The sequence below is a fragment of the Arthrobacter sp. AL05 genome (assembly GCF_029960715.1).
Lineage (GTDB): Bacteria > Actinomycetota > Actinomycetes > Actinomycetales > Micrococcaceae > Arthrobacter.
Genome location: NZ_JASBRC010000009.1, coordinates 1 through 18,416 on the forward strand (window position 1 = coordinate 1; position 18,416 = coordinate 18,416).

Here is an 18,416-nt window from a genome sequence, read left to right on the forward strand (position 1 = left end):
CGTTAACGACGTCCATAATGACGCCGCCCTTGAGCATCTCCGCCATACCGCGCTTAACGCGGCTGCTGCCCGTAACGCTCTGTGCGGACGCGCCGGCTTCGCTGCTTACATCAGGTGTAGACACAAAAACCCCTATGGGTAGATAGTTGACCTCGCCGGAGCGCTGACGGCGCACAAGAACCGCTTCGCACGCACCGGGTTACCGGATCCATTGGCCGGCACAGCTAATACTAGTCCCCCGTTGCGTGGCGCTGAATTTCCGTTACACCCCGGGCCGCCGTCGAAGGCGCACGCTCAGGCCGCCTGTTCGGACGCGGTGCCTTCGGTCGATTCGATCCACTGGCGGTGCACTGCGATGATCCGCTGGACGATGGTGACGAGGCTCGCGGCGGCCAGCAGAATCAAGGTCACAAAAAGCACCACGCTCGGCAGGCCCAGGCCGGTGAAGCCCGTCACCACCAGCACGGACACCAGCCGCTCGGCGCGCTCTGCAATGCCCACGTTTGCCTCGAAGCCCAGCGCCTCGGCCTTGGCCCGGGCGTAAGAAACCACCATGCCCAGGACCAGGCAGAGGATGGCGGCCACGGCGATGGCGATGTTCGCCCCGCCGGTGAAGAACCAGACCGCGACGCCGGCGAACAGTGCCCCGTCGGCCACCCGGTCCAGGGTGGAGTCCAGGAAATTGCCCCAGCGTCCCCCGCCCTTGTGCATCCGGGCCATAATGCCGTCGATGACGTCGGAAAAAATGAACGCAGTGATAAAAAGCGTCCCCCACCAAAGCTGGCCCAGCGGGTAGAAAACCAGCGCCCCGACCACCACGCCTAGGGTTCCGACGATGGTCACGGCGTCCGGGGAGACGCCGATCCGCAACAGCCACCGGGCGAGCGGGGAGAAAAGCGCGGTGAAGAATCCGCGCGCGTGCCTATTGAGCATCCGTGGCCCCGACAGTCGCCTGCCCCGCGCCGTTCTCCTGCGGCCACGCGTCAGCCACTTGCTGACGTACCTCGCCCAGGGTCTGCGTGATGGCCTTGGTCTGGGCGATGATCGGGAAGAAGTTTCCGTCCCCGCCCCAGCGCGGAACCACGTGCTGGTGCAGGTGCCCGGCTATGCCGGCACCGCCGGTTACCCCCTGGTTCATGCCCAGGTTGAATCCCGTCGGATTGGCGACCTTGCGCAGCACACGCATGGCCGTCTGGGTCAGTTCGGCGAATTCCGCCGTTTCCGCCACGTTTAGGTCCGTATAGTCGGGAATGTGCCGGTACGGGCACACCAGCAGGTGGCCCGGGTTGTACGGAAAGAGATTGAGCACCACATAGCTGGTCCTACCACGGTGGACGATCAACGAATCATCGTCATCGCGGTCCGGCGCCACGCAGAACGGGCAGTCGTCCACGTTCTTGAACTGGTTCTGGCCGCCCTTGATGTACGCCATGCGGTGCGGAGTCCACAGACGCTGGAAGGCGTCCGGCACCCCGGCCAAAGCAAAGTCGTCCGTCACGCCAGCATCCCCCGGATAGTCCGGGGCGGCACCTGTGGATTCCCGCATCGCTGGTCCCTGTCCGCTAGCTGGTCCGGTTACGGACGGCGTCGACGATCCGCTGGACGGCTTCAGCAACCGGCACACCGTTGTCCTGGCTGCCGTCACGGAAGCGGAAGGACACGGCTCCGGCTTCGGCGTCGTCGCCCCCGGCGATCAGCACAAACGGGACCTTGTCCTTGCTGGCGGTGCGGATCTTCTTCGGAAAACGGTCCGAGGAAATGTCCACCTCCGCACGGATGCCGGCGGCCTTGAGCCGGCCCACAACGTCGAACATGTAATCGTTGAACGCCTCGGCCACCGGAATGCCGACCACCTGGACGGGAGCCAGCCACGCCGGGAAGGCACCGGCGTAGTGCTCGGTCAGGACCCCCATAAAGCGTTCAATCGATCCGAACAGCGCGCGGTGGATCATCACGGGGCGCTGGCGGCTGCCGTCGGCGGCCTGGAACTCGAGTTCGAAGCGCTCGGGCAGGTTGAAGTCCAGCTGGATGGTGGACATCTGCCAGGTGCGGCCGATCGCGTCGCGGGCCTGCACGGAGATCTTGGGGCCGTAAAACGCGGCACCCCCCGGATCGGGAACCAGGTCGAGTCCGGATTCCTCGGCCACCTCGGCGAGGGTCCGGGTGGCTTCCTCCCAGATCTCATCCGAACCCACGGACTTCTCCGGGTCCTTGGTGGAGAGCTCCAGGTAAAAGTCGTTCAGGCCGTAGTCCTTGAGCAGCGCAAGGACGAAGTTGAGGGTCTTGGTGAGCTCATCCTTCATCTGCTCGCGGGTGCAGTAGATGTGGGCGTCGTCCTGGGTCATGCCCCGGACCCGGGTGAGGCCATGCACAACGCCGGACTTCTCGTAGCGGTAGACGGAACCGAATTCGAACAGGCGCAACGGCAGTTCGCGGTAGGACCGGCCGCGGGAGCGGAAGATCAGGTTGTGCATCGGGCAGTTCATCGGCTTCAGGTAGTAGTCCTGGCCGGGCTTGCGGACGGTGCCGTCCTCGTTGAGTTCCGCGTCGATGTGCATCGGGGGGAACATGCCGTCCCGGTACCAGTCCAAGTGGCCGGACACCTCGTAGAGGTGGCCTTTAGTGATGTGCGGGGTGTAGACGAACTCGTAGCCGGCCTCGACATGGCGCTGACGGGAGTAATCTTCCATCGCTTTGCGGATGATGCCGCCCTTGGGGTGGAACACCGGCAGGCCGGAACCCAGCTCGTCGGGGAAGGAAAACAGGTCCAGTTCAGCCCCGAGCTTGCGGTGGTCGCGACGCTCGGCCTCGGCCATCCGCTCCTGGTAAGCCTTGAGTGCTTCCTTGGTGGGCCACGCGGTGCCGTAAATGCGCTGCAGCTGCTTGTTCTTCTCGCTGCCGCGCCAGTACGCCGCTGAGGAGCGGGTGAGCGCGTAGGCGTTGGAGATCAGTTTGGTGTTGGGCAGGTGCGGTCCGCGGCACAGGTCACACCAGACGGCTGTGCCTTCCTTGCGCTCGACGTTGTCGTAGATGCTCAGCTCGCCGCCGCCCACTTCAACACTGGAGCCGTCGGCGTCGGAGCCTGCGCCCTTGAGGCCGATCAGTTCAAGCTTGTAGGGCTCGTCCTTCATCGCCTCACGCGCTTCGTCCTCGGTAACCACACGGCGGACGAACTTCTGGTTCTGGTTGATGATCTTCTGCATCATCTTTTCCAGAGTCTTCAGGTCCTCCGGTGTGAACGGCTCCCCAACGTCGAAGTCGAAGTAGAAGCCGTCGGTGATGTACGGGCCGATGCCCAGCTTGGCGTCGGGGCGCAGCTGCTGGACGGCCTGGGCCATCACATGGGCGGCGGAGTGCCTCAGGACGTTAAGGCCGTCGGGGGAATCGATGGTGACGCCCTCAACTGCCGCGCCCTCGGGCAGCGGCTGGTCCAGGTCCTTCAGCTCGCCGTTAATGCGGGCCACAACGACGTCGCGGCGCTCAAAAAAGAGTTCCGCGCCGGTGGTCCCGGTAGCCACCTTGGTCTCTTCGCCATCGACGAGAAGGGTGATCTGCTGGGCATCTGACACGGGTGTCTCCTATTCAAAGTTGAGGCTTCGTAGCTTGTGGCGTACGGGGGCCACAGCCAGCCCCGTCCATGCTATCGGTTTCTGCAGAGGCCAACCAACGCGCCACTCAGCCTCCCAGCCCGGTAATGGCGAGGTGGCGGCTGATGCCCTCCAGCGGGCCCGGCGGCTCAGCTTCCCGGTAGTCCGGGATCCCGGCCGCCGGGGCCGGGAATGGCAGGGTCTGCGTGCGGCTCAGGTCCCAGGCCATGCTGGCGCTGATACTGATCCCCCTCGGTCCGGTCCGCCGGGTTGTTCCCCTGATCAGCAACAACCGGGTGCCGAACAGCAGCGGGCCTGTAAGCTCCTGGGCTTCATGGAAGAATACCGAGTCCACACAGCCCGTGCCGTCGTCGATGCTGATGAACACCACGCGCCGGCCTCCCCGCATGGGAGGGGTCTGGGTGGCGACCCGGACCCCCGCGACCAGCACCTCGGTGCCGTTGCGCAACCCCAGCAGCTTGTCCGCGGTGGTGACGCCGAGCCGGTCCAGCATCGGCCGGTGGCTTGCCATCAAGTGGTCGCTGACATCCACGGCCATCAGGTCCAGTTCGGCCCTGACGGTGTCCACCAGGGTCGGCGCAGGCAGCCCGGCCTTGAGGTTTTTCAACTCGACATCACCCAGCGGCAGGGACAGCTGACCATCGATCACGTCGATGCCTTTGCGGTGCGGCCGGCTTTGCAGGGCCTGCAGGTGATGGACCAAGTCCGCCCGGTTCGCGGCCCCGCCGGCGGCCCGGTGCAGGGAATCGAAAGCACCGAGCTGCGCCAGCCGCTGGATGCTGGGCCTGCTCAGCCGGGACCTGGCCCGCAGGTCCGCGAGCGAATCATAGGGCTGTCCTGCCACGATCCGTTTCAGCTCGGACCCGGAGAGTCCATAGATGCCGTTCAGGCTCAGCCGGATACCCAGTCTGCCGCGGTCCTGACCGGTATCCACACGTTCCACCCGGTACTCGGCGTGACTCCGGTTGATGTCCAGGGGCAGGATCGGGATTCCCAGCCGCCGGGCCTCGGCCACCAGGAGCCGCTTGGGATACATGCCCGGATCGTGCTCCCACAGTCCGGCGAGGAACGCCTCCGGGTGGTGGGCCTTCAGCCAGGCCGACTGGTAGGTGGGTACGGCAAAAGCAGCGCCGTGGGCTTTGCAGAACCCGAAGCTTCCGAAGGCCTTGAGCGTTCCCCAGACCTTGTCCACCACTGCGGGGCTGTACCCCCGGGCGCGGGCTTCCTTCCGGAAGAACTCCTCCACCTTTCCTTCGAGTACATCGTTGCCGAGGGCGCGGCGGAATTCGTCGGCCCGCGCCAGCCCGCATCCGGTCATCACGTCGAAGGTCTTGAGGATCTGCTCATGGAACACCGTGACGCCGTGCGTCTCCTTGAGGACGGGCTTAAGGTCCGGGTGCGGATAAACCTCGGGTGCAAATCCATGCCGGTACTCCAGGAAAGGCCGGACCATATCCGATTTCATCGGACCAGGCCGGAACAGGGAGATATCGATGATCAGGTCATTGAACTCCCTGGGCGCGAGCTTGCCGATCAGCTCGCGCTGACCGGGTGACTCGATCTGGAAACAGCCCAGGGTATGGGTACTGCGGATCAGTTCATAGGTGGGTTCGTCGTCGAGCGGCACGGCGTTGAGGTCGATCTGACCGTCCTCGGCGATGTAGTCCGGCCCCGTCCCGTCAGGCCCTGCCGGATGTGCGCCTGCGGCGACCACCTCGGCTTTGGAGGGATGGAGCCGGATCACTTCGCGGACGGCGAAGGCCATGGCGCTTTGCATCCGGACACCCAGGACGTCGAGTTTGAGCATGCCCATCGGGTCCATGTCGTGCTTGTCGAACTGGCTCATCGGCAGACCCAGCCCGCTGGGCTGGACAGGCGTCCGGTCCAGCAGGGTCGCATCCCCCAGGATCACCCCGCAAGGGTGCATGGAGATATGGCGCGGCAGCCGGTCCAGCCGTTCGGTGAGGTCCACCAGCAGATCCAGCTGCTGGTTCCCGCTGAAGTCGCGCTGTCCCACCCGGCCGGCGAATTCCTTCAGCTCAGGCTTCTCCACGAGCGCTTCACGGAAGTTCCGGGCTGAAAATCGCCACAACTGCTTGGCGATGTCCCCAATCTCGCCTTCCTCCATGCCCAGTGCCAGGCCGGCGTCTCGCACGGCACCGCGAGCGCGGTAGCCGTTTTGCATACTCATCAGGGTGACGCGCTCGGACCCGAAGCGCTCAAAGATCTTCCGGTACACGTTGTGCCGTTCAGCGCTTTCGACGTCGATGTCGATATCCGGCAGGGTGGCACGGTCCCGGGAGAGAAAGCGTTCGAAGATCAGGTCGTGCTGGAGCGGGTTTACCTGGCTGACGTCGATCAGATAATTGACCAGGCTGGAGGCCCCCGAGCCTCGGGCCGCTGCCCGTACCCCCATGTCCAGGATCATCCGGGACACCTCGGCCACGGTCAGGAAGTACGCGGCGAAGCCCAGGTTGTCGATGATTCCCAGCTCATGCTCCAGCCGCGAACGCAGTTCCCCGGCAGCTTTGCCGGTGATCCCCGGGAACCGCCTGCCGATGCCGGCCTCGCAGCGCAGGATGAGTTCGGCGAGGGGATCCCCGGCGATTCCGATCACTGTGGCTTCCGGCACCACGGGCTGTTTCCAGCCCATGTCCGTTACCGGGTCCATCCTGCAGCGGTCCGCGAGCGCCTCGGTCTGCGCCATCAGGCTTTTGAGGTCGGCAGCGCCGTATCCGGCGGCGTGCATGATCTCCTTGCCCAACTGCAGCATCTGGCCGGAGGATTTCAGCCAGCCCTGCCCGTTGGGCTGAAGCAACGGGGCGGCGGAAAGCTCGGGCAACGATTTCAGCGTGCGGGCGGAATCCAGCACGTCCGCGGTAGCCGCCCCGTCCTCGGCGACGTAACGCACGGCGTTGCTCAATACAGCGGGAACCCCGTGCTCAGCGGCAAGCTTGAGCATCCGTACAGCGTGGGCGGTGCTCAGCGGTTCCCCGGGCGGACTGAGCTGGCTGACCACCTCGGCGGCGATTGTTCCCGGGGGCATGGCATCGAGCCAGCGTTTGAACAGGGTGCGGGGGCGCAGGTAGCGCCTCCCGCCCATGGCACGTCCCACGTCGGAGTCCGGGCCGATCAGCACGGTCAACACCGGCTTGAGCGTTTCCGGGTGCAGGGTCCGGGAGGCCAGCTCGGACCTGGTCACCGCGACCGGCACCGCTCCCCCGGCCTTGCCCGTGGTGCGGGCATGCGCATCGGAGATCAGCCGGCACAGCGCACGGTAGCCCGCACCGCTGTTGTTCCCGTGGGCCAGCACAACCACACGTCCCGCTACCTCGGTGCGGAGGTCGCCGTCGTCGTCAAAGACCGCAAGTTCCACGCCGGCAATCGGATCAAGTCCCGCAGCCATGCAGGCCTTGAGGTGTTTGACTGTTCCATAGAGGCCGTCACGGTCCGTGCAGGCGAGCGCCGTCGCGCCGTCCGCGGCAGCGGCGGCGGCCAGCTCATCCGGCCAGGAGACCCCGTAGTGGGCGCTGAAGGCGGTGGAAACATGGAGATGCGTAAAGCTCATGCTGATTCGGGCGCAAGGAACGGACGCAGGGCGTCGTGGATCCGCAGCAGGCGCCAGCGTCCGCTGCCCACATGCCGGGTGAGGTCAAGGGTGAGGCTGTCGGTGTCGGTGTCGGTGGAATCTGCCGGGCGCACCTGCACCCGCCAGATCTCGTGATCCACCAGCCCGGGACCGCTCCCCAGCGGTGCCCGCTGTTCCTCAGCCCACCATTGACGCCGCTCGTACCAGCGGACCGGTTCCGCACAAAGGATGTAGTGGCGGCCGGCCCAGCCGAGCGTCAAAGGCTCGCCCGAAGGGGTGCAGACGACGTCCACGGTCTCGCTGAACATACCCACTGCGCCTCCCGGACCACACCATGTGAAAAAACGACCGGTAGAAAAACGATCGGCAACTATTCGAACATATATTCGAACAACTCCAGTCTACGACGGTCCTTCGGCAAAACCTAGGTCAGGGGTGGACGGACGTACGCGCAGGTAGCAGGATTGAGCCATGAGCTCCCATAACGCACTTCTGAAACACGTCAGCATCGCCGCCGAGGACACGTCCCTGGTGGCGAAGTTCGATATAGACGGAAACATCCCCGGCCAGGGCGCTTATGTGGTGGGGCTCGTCGCGGCAACACCGGATCATTCCCACCAGCGAAGGATGGGGATCGAGTTTATGAACGGGGAGGCGGTGTCCTTCTACTGCTTCAGCCATGACGGTACGGAGGAGAACTTTGACCTTAAGGGTGTCGACCACTCCGGAAACACCATCACCGGGCATTTCCCGCTCAGCACTGTCATGGGCCTGGCCAAGGGCCACCTGATGACGGCATTCAGCGACTGTGACGGCCGGGAGTACCAGTCAAACGTTGCGGTAGAGGAAGCCCTCTAAGCCGCCCGTCAGGAGCTGGCTTTGTAAACCTCCAGCTCGAGCGTGATAAAAGCATCGACCATGGCCCGGTAGGTTTTTTCGATGAGGTCGACGTCGATGTCCTTCTGCTGGGCCGTGGTGCGGACGTGTTCGATCACCCGCTCCACGCGTCCGGGGGCCCGCACCTCGGCGCTGTCCGCTTTGAGGGTTCCGGCGATCCGGATCAGGCGCTCGCGGCGGCCGATCAGGGACACGATCTGTTCGTCCACCTCGTCAACCGCCACCCGGACAGCCGCGAGCTGTTCCCGGTCGGCTTTGGCAGCTTTATCGTTTTCGTGATTTGTGGACATGTCCATGACAGTATCGAAAGATGCAGCCACGAGTCGATTTAATTTCACTGGGTGTCCGCAGCGTTGGCGCCTCCCGTAGTTTCTACGTCGATGGCCTGGGTTGGCCCGTCCACCGAGAAGTCCGCGGCGAGGTTCTGTTCATCCAGGCCAACCACGGGCTCATCCTCTCGCTCTGGGACGCCGGCCAGATGCAGGCAGAAGCCGGCACCGATCCACCCGCCGGCATTCCCTGCATCACATTGAGCCACAACCTGGCCAGCGCCGCGGAAGTGGACTGGGTGATGGCGGAAGCCGAATCCGCCGGAGCGGCCGTTATCGCGGCGGCCAAGACCCAGCCCTGGGGCGGCTATACCGGCTACTTCGCCGACCCCGACGGCTACCGCTGGGAAGTTGCCTTCAATCCCAGCTGGGCGGTCGACGGCGGCGGGAAGGTGACACTCTGAACCGGCCACCCCGCGTGCCCGCCGCAGCACTGCAGCACGGCTGTGTGCGCATCCCTAGAACAGGCTTCCCACCGGCCGGATCAGCTCCGGGGAATCATTTTTGACATTCCCGACCGCGGTACCCACGGCGTCGATCGTCCAGCCCTCCGCAACGTCGTGCGCGCCCGCCCGGACCAGATCGACCAGCCCTGCGGCATCGTCGGCCTGCGGATCCAGCCACGCCTGCAGCGTCGTCCGGTCCATTGGCAGCGGAACCCGGTCGTGCAGGGCCGTGAGCTCGGCCAGCATCCCCCCGGCATAACCCTCCGGCGGCGCGTCGGTAGTCATGATCGACGTCGAGAGCAGCCAGCGTTCCGGGTCATCGTCGGCCTTGGCGGGGTCTTTCCACCATTCGTAGAGACCGGCGAAAACTATCGGATGGCCGTCCTTCGGGTGCACGTAGTAGGGCTGCTTGCCGCGGCCCTGGCCCTTCCATTCGTAGTATCCGTCAGCGGGAACCGCACACCGCCGGGCCCGGGTTGCCTTCCGGAACGCCGGCTTCTCCAGCACACTCTCGCTGCGGGCGTTAATCATCTTGGAGCCGATCCCCGGGTCCTTGGCCCAGGACGGCACCAAGCCCCAGCGGGCGATATGCAACTGCCGGACCGGCGTGCCGTCCACCAGCCGCTCCAGCAGGATCGGCACCTCCGCGGTCGGGGCCACGTTCCACGACGGCGGAATCACGGTCTCCTCTTCGAGTCCCGCGTCGAACTCGGCCAGCAGGTCTCCGACGGCCCTTGCCATCACGTAGCGTCCACACATGGCACCAGCATGCCACTGCGCCCAAACGGTGTCATCCGGCGGTCTTCGAACCCGGGCCCGCGGCGGCCGGCGTCCGGCCGCCGCTTCGCATCAGGGCGCGTCGTCGACGGTGAGGACTATCTTGCCGCGGGTGTGCCCTTCCATATTGAACCGGAAGGCATCTGCCGCCTGCGGCAACGGGAAAGTCCGGGCAATTTCGACCCGGATTTTGTGCTCGTCCACCAGGTCGGCAAGTTCCTGCAGCTCGGCGCCTACAGGGTTGACCCACATCCAGGTCCCGCCGTGCTGCTCCACTTCACTGTCGGCAATCGAGGCGTGCCGGCCCCCGTCGGCCAGGACAGCGAGGGTGGCTTCGAGATTCCCGCCCACGAAGTCTGCGACAACGTCGACGCCGTCCGGACGCAGGGCACGAACCCGCTCCGCGAGTCCTTCGCCATAGCTGACGGGCTCGGCGCCGAGGGAACGCAGGAAGTCGTGGTTCTTCTCGGAAGCGGTGGCGATTACACGGGCGCCGAGCGCCACGGCGATCTGGATTCCGAGGGACCCCACACCGCCGGCGCCGCCGTGGATCAGCACCGTCTCGTCCGCCGTGAGACCCAGCCGGGTGAGTACCTGATAAGACGTCAAACCGGCCAGCGGAAGACCTGCGGAGGCATTCCACCCCAGGGATGCAGGCTTGCGCGCAAGGAGCCGCTCCGGCAGGGCGATGTACTCAGCAAAGCTACCGCCGTGGACGTAGTCCTTGCGGCCATAGGAAATGACTTCATCGCCGGGCCGGAAATGCGGCGCGTCGATCCCCACCGACTCGACAACGCCGGCCACATCCCAGCCGGGGACCGCCGGGAACTGCACGTCCATCGCCGCGTCCAAGTAGCCGGCCATTATTTTCCAGTCGACCGGGTTCACCGACGCCGCCTTGACCTTTACCAGGACCATGCCCGGCCCTACCTTCGGCAGCGGGAGCTCTGCGAATTCAAGGACGTCCGGATTGCCATATTCGCTATAAGTAATTGCCTTCATGCCAGCGTCAACGGCTGCCGCCGGGACCCTATTCCACAACCTGCCGGAGGGTGTCGGGCCTCACCTCCCGGGCGCTGAGCGCACACGGCGCGGGCATTGCCCGGGAATAGCGCGCCGCAGGTTACGGTTATTTCCAGTGACATCCCACTTTTGCCGGCATGGGCGCTGCCATCCAGCGCCGGCACCCAGCTTTGAGGAGAACTTCGTGGACTTTACCCCCGAATCCGGCACCATCACCATGTTTTCGACCACGTGGTGCGGCTACTGCAACCGCTTGAAGAAGCAGCTGGATGCCCAGGGCATCGGCTACACCGAGATCAACATCGAAGAAGTTGAAGGCACCGCCGATCTCGTGGAAAAGCTCAACGGAGGTAACCGGACGGTCCCCACTGTGCTGTTCCCGGACGGCACTGCAGCCACCAACCCCTCCGCGGCTGAGGTCAAAAGCCGCCTTGCGGCTTAAAGCCCACCCTTGAACCGGTAACGAGCGACGGCAGGGTCTCCCCGGAGGCCGTGCCGTCGCTCGTTATGCGAAAGAATGTTGTGCGGCAAAAACCCCGATACAAGCAGAGGAGCTATTCCCATGGTCCATAAAGTCAAAGGCGTCATAGCCCGCTCCAAGGGCGCGCCCGTCACCCTGGAAACCATCCTGGTCCCGGATCCCGGACCCGGGGAGGCCCTTGTGGACATCCTCACCTGCGGTGTCTGCCACACCGACCTGCACTACAAGCAGGGCGCCATCAACGATGACTTCCCATTCCTGCTCGGCCACGAGGCCACCGGCGTTGTCAGCGCCGTTGGACCCGACGTCACCGAGGTTGCCCCCGGCGACCGTGTGGTGCTGAACTGGCGCGCCGTCTGCGGCGAATGCCGGGCGTGCCGGCGCGGCCAGCCGCAGTACTGCTTCAATACCCACAACGCCACCCAGAAGATGACACTCGAGGACGGCACCGAGCTCACCGCGGCGCTGGGCATTGGCGCGTTCGCCGAGAAGACACTCGTCGCCGCCGGGCAGTGCACCAAGGTCGACCCCGAGGCTGACCCGGCCGCGATCGGCTTGCTCGGCTGCGGAGTGATGGCAGGCATCGGCGCGGCCATCAACACCGGAAACGTCAAGCGCGGCGATACCGTCGCCGTCATCGGTTGCGGCGGTGTCGGCGTGGCAGCCGTTGCCGGTGCCGCGCTCGCCGGTGCCACCACGGTGATCGCCGTTGATATTGATCCCAAAAAGCTCGAACGCGCCAAGGACCTCGGCGCAACCCACACCGTGGACTCCTCCGCCGCGGACCCGGTGGAGGCAATCCGTGCACTGACCGGCGGCTTCGGCGCCGACGTGGTGATTGACGCCGTCGGACGTCCGGAGACCTACAAACAGGCGTTTTACGCCCGGGACCTGGCCGGGACCGTCGTCCTGGTGGGTGTGCCCAATCCCGAGATGACCCTGGAATTGCCGCTGCTGGATCTCTTCGGCCGGGGCGGCTCGCTTAAGTCCTCCTGGTACGGCGACTGCCTGCCTTCGCGCGACTTCCCCATGCTGATCGACCTCTACCAGCAGGGCAAGCTGGACCTGGATGCCTTTGTGACGGAACGGATCACGATCGACCAGATCGAGGAGGCCTTCGAGAAGATGCACGGCGGTTCCGTGCTGCGATCGGTGGTTGAACTGTGAGCGGAGGTTCCGCGCAGGGCCTCCGGATCGACCGTCTGGTCACCTCGGGTACCTTCTCGCTCGACGGCGGCACCTGGGATGTTGACAACAACGTCTGGATCGTGGGCGACGAGTCGGAGTGCGTTGTGATCGACCCGGCGCATAACGCCGGTGCCGTGGCCGCAGCCGTTGCGGGCCGGAGAGTGAAGGCGATCCTGTTGACCCACGGACACGACGACCACATCGCCGCCGTCGGCGATTTCCGCGGCCGCGTCGGCGCGCCGGTATATCTGAACCGGGACGACTGGATGCTGTGGGAGCGGGTCTTCCCGGGAACCGAACCGGACCACGCGATCGAGGACGGCGACAGCTTCGAGGTCGCCGGCGCCCGGCTCGTGGCCCTGCACACGCCCGGACATTCGCCGGGTTCCATGTGCTTCCTGCTGGCGGAGGAGGGAACCGTTTTCAGCGGCGACACCCTGTTCCAGGGCGGTCCGGGGGCCACCGGCCGGTCCTACAGCGATTTCCCCACCATCATCGAGTCCATCAAGGGCCGGCTGCTGACGCTGCCGGCGGACACCGTGGTCCGGACCGGGCACGGTGACCCGACCACTGTCGGTGCCGAAGCGCCGCAGCTGCAGGACTGGATCGCCCGGGGCCACTAGGGGCCAGGGACCACCACCGGCAACAAGCAGGCCGGGCACCGCTGGTGCCCGGCCTGTTTGTTCGAACGTTCACGCGGGCCGGAGGCCAAACCGGGGTGAGCTATCCTGCGGGGGCGAACTGCGGGTCGGCATCCGGGACCGTCTCACCGCCGGTGGCTCTTGCCCTCCGCGGCAGGTTCGCGTAAGAGGGAACCATGAGTTCACAACAAGATCTCCTGCGCGGGCGCGTGGCCGTCGTGACTGGCTCGACACGTGGTTTGGGGTTTGCCATGGCCAGGGTCCTGGGGCACAGGGGCGCCACTGTGGTGCTGGCGTCCAGGTCGGAGGTCGACGTCGCGGCCGCCGTCGAGCGGCTGCGCACGGAAGGGATAGCGGCGTCCGGACGTCACTGCGACACCGGAGAACTGGCCGACGTCGAGGCCCTGCGCGAGGAGGCCCTCGGCCGCGGGATGCTCGACATCTGGGTAAACAACGCAGGTGCCGCCGGCGTCTTTGGGCCGACGGCGTCTACCCCGGTCGACGACTTCACGCGGGTGGTGCGCACGAATATCCTCGGCACGTTCCACGGCTCCAGGGTCGCGTTGCCAGTGTTCCTCGCCCAGGGCCACGGCGACCTCGTTAACATCTACGGCCAAGGCGACCAGGGTCCGGTGGCGCTGCAGAACGCCTATACCTCGAGCAAGCGCTGGGTCCGCCAGTTCACCGAGACGCTGCGCCGGGAGACCAAAAGCAGCGGCGTGCGGGTACATGGCATGAACCCCGGACTGGTGATGACGGACATGCTGGGGCACATCACCTCCCAGCCCGGGTACGGGCACCGACTGGGCGGGCTGCAGATCGTCGTCGGACTCTGGGGGCAGACCGCCGACGACGCAGCGCGCCCCATCGTGGAACTCGTCACCTCGGATGCCGCCGAGTACCGGTATCTGAGCAGGACAACAATGGTGACCCGGGGGGTGCGCAACGTGCTGGCCGGGCGCCTGCGGCGCGCCAACCGCATGCCCCTGGACGTCACAGTCCTTGGCGGGGCCGGCCGGGACTGACTGCGCCGCTACGGCCGCACTGAGGCGGTTGTCGAGCTGCCGTCCGCGCCGCGAAACAGCGCGTGAACAGTCGGCAAAGGCCTTCCGAACTGGGGCCCGGGGGTGGCCGGAGCCGGTGGCGGGGAAGGTAGTTTCGAGCCATGACACCTCCCACTTTGCGAAAAGGTGCGGCCGCAATTGCCGCCGTTGCCCTTGGACTTCCTGCAGCCTTCATTGCTCCAACAGGCGTGTCCTTCGCAGACACCGCGGTGCCTGCATCCCAGGTACACGGACGGCAGGACGGCGGCAAACTCGAACTCGGCGCCCCGGATCTTCCCGAGACGCGAACCGTCACCACCTTGGCCCCTGGCCTGACACGGACTTCCATCACCCGCGGCGCTCCGGACGCCGCGCTGTTCTGGACCGCCGAAGTCGCCATCCCGTCCACATCTGCCGATCCCGACGCTCCGGCTTCCGCATTGTCGGATGCAGCGACAGCCGAGGCGGTGGCCCTCAAACTCCGGGACGCCGGAGTCCAGGCGCGGGTTGAGCACGTCCAGTCACCCCAGCTCGCCGACGCCGGCGGAGACCTGGGATACCGTGTGCGCGCCGGCGCGTTTGAATCGAAGGACGCCGGCACGGCAACGATCAGCCAGCTCAAGGCAGCAGGCTACGCCGCCTCCGCCTTGTACACCGGCTGGGACGGTGATGCCGGGACCGCAGGGACAACCCGGGGCCCCTGGAAGCTGGAAGTCCTCACTCTTGATCCGAAGACTTTCCGGGGTGAGCTCACCTCCGGGTTCGGCCCGGACCTGCAGGACCGGGAAACCACAAGCCAGCTCGCGACAGCCGAAACTGCCCTGGCCGGGGTGAACGGCGGCTACTTCGTCCTGGACCCGAGGGCCGGTGCACCAGGCGACCCGGCCGGAACCGCAGTGGTCGGCGGCAAACTGCTCAGCGAACCCGTCGCGGACCGGCCGGCTCTGGTCATCGACGGCAAAAAGAACGAATCATCAATCAAACGGCTGACCTGGAGCGGTCGCATCTCGTCCCCCGGCCACGGCGCGCCGCTGGCCCTTGACGGCCTGAACCGGGTACCGGGGCTGATCCGCAACTGCGGAGGTACCGGCGATCTTCCCACCAACCTGCCCCTGCACGACGCCACTTGCACGGACCCCGACGAGACCGTCGCCTTCAGCGGGGAGTTTGGTCCCTCCACACCGTCCGGTCCGGGACTCGAAGTAATCCTCGATCAACACGGCACCGTAACAGCGGTCAACAACGCCCGGGGTGCAGCCGTCCCGGCCGCCGGCAGCACAGTGCAAGCCACCGGAGCGGACGTGGCCAAGCTCAAGGATGTGGCCATCCTCGGCAAACGCCTCGATGTCGAATCGGACCTGAGCAATGAAGCCGGCAAGGTGGAGAAGACCGGCGGGGCCACCTCCGTCGTCAACGGCGGGCCGATGCTCGTCTCCGGCGGCGTCGAGAACATCACCGCCCGAAAGGACGGTATGGTTCACGCCGACGACAACAACAGTTTCTATTACGGCTGGGTCCACAAGCGCAACCCGAGGACCATCGCGGGCGTCGACGCCCAAGGGCGCACCCTCCTGGTCACGGCCGACGGACGCCAAACCACATCGCTCGGGCTGAGCATCAAAGAAGCCGCCGACGTCGCCCGGTCCCTGGGAATGGTGGACGCCATCAACCTCGACGGCGGTGGCTCCACCACCATGGTCGTAGCCGGCCAGGTCGTCAACTCCCCCTCCGACGCAGCCGGGCAGCGGCCGGTGGGCGACGCACTGCTGGTCCTTCCGCGCCGCAAGAATTGATGCCACCGGCCCGGAAACGGTTGGGCGGACACGGATGGTCAAGGTGGCCGCCCACCGGGGCCGCGGCGCGGGGCTAATGGCACTCCCGGAGAATCTCCCGGAGTGCCAAGATGGCCTCACTACAAAGCCAGGACCCATTGCTAAGCGAAGTGGAGGACTCATGGACGATAGCGGGAGTTTCAGGATTGTGGTGGGGGTGGACGGTTCGCCGCAGTCCAAGGCCGCCATGGACTGGGCAATCGTAGAAGCCAAGCTCCGCAACGGCCAGGTGCTGGCGCTTGCGGCGTGGAACTTCCCCTATGTCGGCGATGCCCTGGGCCAGGTCTGGGACTACGACGTCTTCCAGTCAGATGCCGAGGCCATCCTCAAGGCAGAGCTGGCCCGCGTCACGGACCAGGGAGTGAACATCACCGGACGCGCAGTGCAGGCTAATCCCGGCTCAGCGCTCGTGGAAGCCTCCCGGGCGGCCGACCTGGTGGTCGTCGGTTCACGAGGACACGGAGGATTCACCGGCATGATGCTCGGGTCCGTGTCGGCAGCTACGGTTCATCATGCGCATTGCCCGGTGCTTGTACTTCGCGAACGCAGCACGGAGTAGGTCCCGATGGTGCGGTGCCCCTGGATCTCTCTTGGGCTATCGTGGGGCCATGCCCAGTCAATTAGCTGCTGTTGCCATCGACGCGATCAGGCCAAAAGTGGTCGCCGATTTCTGGTGCGCCGTCCTGGGCTGGCACGTTGTTGAAGCGGACAGCGACGTCATCAGCATTGCGCCGCAGGATAAAACCCGGCCCTCCATCGATGTAATTGCGGTGCCCGAAGGCAAGACCATCAAGAACCGGCTGCACTTCGACCTGCGGGCCGACGGCTTCTCCACTGCCGAGGAACTGGAGCGCCTGCTCGCCCTCGGCGCGCAGCGCACAAATGTGGGCCAAGGCCCGAATGCCAGTTGGGTGGTACTGGCTGATCCCGAGGGCAACGAGTTCTGCTTGCTGTCCCGAACGGTCCAGGACGTCGACCCGGACTAAGCGGTTGAGCCGCCGGCGGACTCAGTATTTGTAGAAGCCTTCGCCTGTCGCGACGCCAAGCTTGCCCTTGTCGATGTAGCTCTCCTTCAGGTACCGGGCGAACGCCTGCGACCCGGCGTCGGCTGAGGACGAGGCGATGTTGTACGCGGTTCCCAGGCCCACAACGTCGTAGATCTGGAACGGGCCGCTCGGTGCTCCGGTAGCAATGCGCCAGGTTTTGTCAATCGTTTCGGGGCTGGCGACGCCCTGGAGCAGCAAGCCGGCGGCCGCATTCAGGAGCGGGACCAGCAGCGAGTTCAGGACGTACCCCGCTTTCTCCTTCTTGATCTCGATCGGCTCCAGTCCGCTGTTTCGGGCGAAGCCAACGACGGCGTCGAACACCGCCGGGTCCGTGTCGGCGGTGCCCATCACCTCGGCAATGTTCTGCGTCCAGATGTTGTTGGCGTAGTGGATGGCAAGGAAGCGGTCGGGGCGGCCGGTGGAATCCTTGAGGTCGCTGGGCAGCAGGGTTGAGGAGTTGGTGGCGAAGATGGTCTTGGCGGGAGCAAGATCCGCGAGCTTGCGGTAAAGGTTCCGCTTGAGCTCAAGCATTTCCGGTACCGCTTCAATCACGAGGTCAGCGTTCGCGACGGCGGCCCCGAGGTCAGCGGTGAGGTGGAGGTTGCCAAGAGCTGCCTCAGCCTTTCCCGCCACGGCGCCGGCAACCGTTTGTTCCCGGTAGATACCGGCGAGGTGATCGAAGCGGGCCCGGGCCTTTTCGAGAGCCGCGTCGTCGATGTCATAGGCCGTGACCTCGAATCCGTGGAAGGCGGCCTGGTAGGCGATCTGCGATCCGAGCACTCCGGTACCGAGCACGGTCAGCGTTTTGATGTCGGGCATTCGAGTTTTTCCTTTCGAGCCGGGCGCTAGGGGCGGCCGGGGTTGACGGACCCGTAGATACTGCGGATCCAGATGGTTGATAACACGTCCAGTGCGCGTGACTCGGCGATGGCGGGGCTCTCCTGGTTGAGCACCGCGGTGATCACCCGCTCGTTCATCAGGTTGAGGCTCACGGCGAGGTCGTGGGCATCGATACCCCGCGGCGCGGCCCCCCTGGCTTGCTCTGAGGTGATCACATCGGTCGAGAAGTCGGCCCAGGACTGCATCGACTTGGACCAGAGCTTGCGGACCTCATCGTTGCGGGAACGGGCCGTGATCGCCGCCGTGGCGACGCCGCGGTGGGACGCGAACACCGCCACGAACATGCCGATGGAACGGGTCCACGCTGCCGCGGGATCGCTTTCGAAATCCCGCGGCAAGTCACCGACCCGGTGTTCCACCTCGGTGATCACGCGGTCCAGAAGCGCCAGCAGCACCTCGTCTTTGGAGGAGTAGTAGAAGTAGAAGGTGGGACGGGAGATGCCGGCGCCACGGGCAAGGTCTTCAATTGAAATGTCGTCGAAGCCCCGCTCGCCGAGGAGCGCCTCGGCGGCAGCAAGGATTGCATCCTGGCGTTCATCCCCCGAGACCCTCGCGGTACGTCGTCCTCGTTGAACCATGCCGCCCATCCTAATCCAATTTTTCGACGCGGTGTTGA

The 18,416-nt window shown here is 65.5% G+C and carries 19 protein-coding genes and 1 pseudogene; 9 read left to right on the forward strand and 11 right to left on the reverse strand.

What is annotated here, in order from left to right; translation table 11 throughout:
* From QK287_RS11925 to QK287_RS11950, 6 genes and pseudogenes are all read right to left on the reverse strand, one after another.
* A pseudogene (locus tag QK287_RS11925) lies at positions 1-124 on the reverse strand (pyridoxal 5'-phosphate synthase lyase subunit PdxS); the annotation flags it as partial.
* Between the two features lie 170 nt (positions 125-294).
* Positions 295-933, reverse strand: a complete 639-nt coding sequence (pgsA, locus tag QK287_RS11930) for a phosphatidylinositol phosphate synthase (RefSeq protein WP_226775089.1) — start codon at positions 931-933, stop codon at positions 295-297.
* On the reverse strand, positions 923-1,546 hold the full coding sequence (locus QK287_RS11935) for an HIT domain-containing protein (RefSeq protein ID WP_226775088.1): 624 nt from the start codon (positions 1,544-1,546) through the stop codon (positions 923-925). The genes pgsA and QK287_RS11935 overlap by 11 nt, the downstream gene beginning before the upstream one ends.
* Before the next feature lie 16 nt (positions 1,547-1,562).
* Positions 1,563-3,569 carry a threonine--tRNA ligase gene (gene thrS / locus QK287_RS11940; protein WP_226775087.1) on the reverse strand — a complete coding sequence of 669 codons (2,007 nt, stop codon included), beginning with the start codon at positions 3,567-3,569 and terminating at the stop codon, positions 1,563-1,565.
* A gap of 106 nt (positions 3,570-3,675) precedes the next feature.
* On the reverse strand, positions 3,676-7,176 hold the full coding sequence (gene dnaE / locus QK287_RS11945) for a DNA polymerase III subunit alpha (RefSeq protein WP_226775086.1): 3,501 nt from the start codon (positions 7,174-7,176) through the stop codon (positions 3,676-3,678).
* Positions 7,173-7,511, reverse strand: a complete 339-nt coding sequence (locus QK287_RS11950; RefSeq protein ID WP_226775085.1) for a DUF6504 family protein — start codon at positions 7,509-7,511, stop codon at positions 7,173-7,175. The genes dnaE and QK287_RS11950 overlap by 4 nt, the downstream gene beginning before the upstream one ends.
* A 157-nt stretch (positions 7,512-7,668) precedes the next feature.
* Between QK287_RS11950 and QK287_RS11955 the strand changes: the two genes are divergently transcribed.
* Positions 7,669-8,055, forward strand: coding sequence for a hypothetical protein (locus QK287_RS11955; RefSeq protein ID WP_226775084.1), 387 nt, complete (start codon positions 7,669-7,671; stop codon positions 8,053-8,055).
* Between the two features lie 8 nt (positions 8,056-8,063).
* Here the strand turns inward: QK287_RS11955 and QK287_RS11960 are convergent, their stop codons facing one another.
* Positions 8,064-8,390, reverse strand: coding sequence for a chorismate mutase (locus QK287_RS11960; RefSeq protein ID WP_226775185.1), 327 nt, complete (start codon positions 8,388-8,390; stop codon positions 8,064-8,066).
* A 14-nt stretch (positions 8,391-8,404) separates the two neighbouring features.
* On the opposite strand from QK287_RS11960, the gene QK287_RS11965 reads away from it, so the two are divergent.
* Entirely contained in the window at positions 8,405-8,827 is a 423-nt protein-coding gene (locus QK287_RS11965; protein WP_282360201.1) for a VOC family protein, read from the forward strand.
* Positions 8,828-8,881: 54 nt separating this feature from the next.
* On the opposite strand, the gene QK287_RS11970 is transcribed toward QK287_RS11965, so the two are convergent.
* Both QK287_RS11970 and QK287_RS11975 read right to left on the reverse strand, forming a co-directional pair.
* Positions 8,882-9,628 carry an SOS response-associated peptidase gene (locus QK287_RS11970; RefSeq protein WP_226775082.1) on the reverse strand — a complete coding sequence of 249 codons (747 nt, stop codon included), beginning with the start codon at positions 9,626-9,628 and terminating at the stop codon, positions 8,882-8,884.
* 90 nt (positions 9,629-9,718) lie between these two features.
* On the reverse strand, positions 9,719-10,648 hold the full coding sequence (locus QK287_RS11975) for an NADP-dependent oxidoreductase (RefSeq protein ID WP_282360203.1): 930 nt from the start codon (positions 10,646-10,648) through the stop codon (positions 9,719-9,721).
* Between the two features lie 205 nt (positions 10,649-10,853).
* Between QK287_RS11975 and QK287_RS11980 the strand changes: the two genes are divergently transcribed.
* The 7 genes from QK287_RS11980 (at position 10,854) to QK287_RS12010 (ending at position 16,840) form a co-directional block, all read left to right on the forward strand.
* On the forward strand, positions 10,854-11,111 hold the full coding sequence (locus QK287_RS11980) for a mycoredoxin (protein ID WP_024367105.1): 258 nt from the start codon (positions 10,854-10,856) through the stop codon (positions 11,109-11,111).
* Between the two features lie 120 nt (positions 11,112-11,231).
* On the forward strand, positions 11,232-12,317 hold the full coding sequence (locus QK287_RS11985) for an S-(hydroxymethyl)mycothiol dehydrogenase (RefSeq protein ID WP_226775080.1): 1,086 nt from the start codon (positions 11,232-11,234) through the stop codon (positions 12,315-12,317).
* Positions 12,314-12,961, forward strand: a complete 648-nt coding sequence (locus QK287_RS11990) for an MBL fold metallo-hydrolase (RefSeq protein WP_282360207.1) — start codon at positions 12,314-12,316, stop codon at positions 12,959-12,961. The genes QK287_RS11985 and QK287_RS11990 overlap by 4 nt, the downstream gene beginning before the upstream one ends.
* A 194-nt stretch (positions 12,962-13,155) precedes the next feature.
* A complete protein-coding gene (locus QK287_RS11995; protein ID WP_226775078.1) occupies positions 13,156-14,004 on the forward strand; it encodes an SDR family oxidoreductase in 849 nt (282 codons plus the stop codon).
* 140 nt (positions 14,005-14,144) lie between these two features.
* Positions 14,145-15,815 carry a phosphodiester glycosidase family protein gene (locus QK287_RS12000; protein ID WP_226775077.1) on the forward strand — a complete coding sequence of 557 codons (1,671 nt, stop codon included), beginning with the start codon at positions 14,145-14,147 and terminating at the stop codon, positions 15,813-15,815.
* Between the two features lie 160 nt (positions 15,816-15,975).
* A complete protein-coding gene (locus QK287_RS12005) occupies positions 15,976-16,413 on the forward strand; it encodes a universal stress protein (RefSeq protein ID WP_282360209.1) in 438 nt (145 codons plus the stop codon).
* 49 nt (positions 16,414-16,462) lie between these two features.
* Positions 16,463-16,840 (forward strand): VOC family protein, encoded by a 378-nt coding sequence (locus tag QK287_RS12010; protein ID WP_282360210.1) that lies wholly within the window; start codon positions 16,463-16,465, stop codon positions 16,838-16,840.
* 21 nt (positions 16,841-16,861) lie between these two features.
* Here the strand turns inward: QK287_RS12010 and QK287_RS12015 are convergent, their stop codons facing one another.
* Both QK287_RS12015 and QK287_RS12020 read right to left on the reverse strand, forming a co-directional pair.
* Complete coding sequence (locus QK287_RS12015) at positions 16,862-17,719, reverse strand: 3-hydroxyacyl-CoA dehydrogenase (RefSeq protein WP_226775074.1); 858 nt, start codon at positions 17,717-17,719, stop codon at positions 16,862-16,864.
* A gap of 26 nt (positions 17,720-17,745) precedes the next feature.
* Positions 17,746-18,378, reverse strand: a complete 633-nt coding sequence (locus tag QK287_RS12020) for a TetR/AcrR family transcriptional regulator (protein WP_282360211.1) — start codon at positions 18,376-18,378, stop codon at positions 17,746-17,748.
* Between the last annotated feature and the right edge of the window lie 38 nt (positions 18,379-18,416).

Excerpts from the sequence above, each read along its gene's own strand:
- pgsA (WP_226775089.1), bottom strand. The coding sequence starts at position 933 with ATGCTCAATAGGCACGCGCGCGGATTCTTCACCGCGCTTTTCTCCCCG.
- QK287_RS11935 (WP_226775088.1), bottom strand. The coding sequence starts at position 1,546 with ATGCGGGAATCCACAGGTGCCGCCCCGGACTATCCGGGGGATGCTGGC.
- dnaE (WP_226775086.1), bottom strand. The coding sequence starts at position 7,176 with ATGAGCTTTACGCATCTCCATGTTTCCACCGCCTTCAGCGCCCACTAC.
- QK287_RS11955 (WP_226775084.1), top strand. The coding sequence starts at position 7,669 with ATGAGCTCCCATAACGCACTTCTGAAACACGTCAGCATCGCCGCCGAG.
- QK287_RS11960 (WP_226775185.1), bottom strand. The coding sequence starts at position 8,390 with ATGGACATGTCCACAAATCACGAAAACGATAAAGCTGCCAAAGCCGAC.
- QK287_RS11965 (WP_282360201.1), top strand. The coding sequence starts at position 8,405 with ATGCAGCCACGAGTCGATTTAATTTCACTGGGTGTCCGCAGCGTTGGC.
- QK287_RS11970 (WP_226775082.1), bottom strand. The coding sequence starts at position 9,628 with ATGTGTGGACGCTACGTGATGGCAAGGGCCGTCGGAGACCTGCTGGCC.
- QK287_RS11975 (WP_282360203.1), bottom strand. The coding sequence starts at position 10,648 with ATGAAGGCAATTACTTATAGCGAATATGGCAATCCGGACGTCCTTGAA.
- QK287_RS11985 (WP_226775080.1), top strand. The coding sequence starts at position 11,232 with ATGGTCCATAAAGTCAAAGGCGTCATAGCCCGCTCCAAGGGCGCGCCC.
- QK287_RS11995 (WP_226775078.1), top strand. The coding sequence starts at position 13,156 with ATGAGTTCACAACAAGATCTCCTGCGCGGGCGCGTGGCCGTCGTGACT.
- QK287_RS12000 (WP_226775077.1), top strand. The coding sequence starts at position 14,145 with ATGACACCTCCCACTTTGCGAAAAGGTGCGGCCGCAATTGCCGCCGTT.
- QK287_RS12005 (WP_282360209.1), top strand. The coding sequence starts at position 15,976 with ATGGACGATAGCGGGAGTTTCAGGATTGTGGTGGGGGTGGACGGTTCG.
- QK287_RS12010 (WP_282360210.1), top strand. The coding sequence starts at position 16,463 with ATGCCCAGTCAATTAGCTGCTGTTGCCATCGACGCGATCAGGCCAAAA.
- QK287_RS12015 (WP_226775074.1), bottom strand. The coding sequence starts at position 17,719 with ATGCCCGACATCAAAACGCTGACCGTGCTCGGTACCGGAGTGCTCGGA.
- QK287_RS12020 (WP_282360211.1), bottom strand. The coding sequence starts at position 18,378 with ATGGTTCAACGAGGACGACGTACCGCGAGGGTCTCGGGGGATGAACGC.